Annotated in this window: 1 pseudogene; it reads right to left on the bottom strand. The window is 36.5% G+C overall.

Annotated elements, in window-relative coordinates:
* Positions 1–255: pseudogene (locus M3210_RS20310) on the bottom strand (IS21 family transposase); the annotation flags it as partial.

Below are 255 nucleotides of genomic sequence, written 5' to 3' on the forward strand. Positions count from 1 at the left end.
AGAAAACACTTCGACTGGTCTTTTTTTAGTTGTATTGTGAACTTTTTTATTCCCCGTCCTTGCTAACCATCTCAACATCGCATCATTCCATTGTTCAATGTTTTCGTACACTCTATTTTTTGCGAAAGTTCCTTTGATAAAACCGACGACATTTTCAACTTTCCCTTTGCTTTCAGGGTCTTGTTTTCGACAAATCGCTATATTTAATTTTCTTTCTTCGCGGTAAGATTGAAACTCTGCGGTTAAGATAACGTC

The organism is Oceanobacillus luteolus, assembly GCF_023715655.1.
Taxonomy (GTDB): domain Bacteria; phylum Bacillota; class Bacilli; order Bacillales; family Amphibacillaceae; genus Oceanobacillus; species Oceanobacillus luteolus.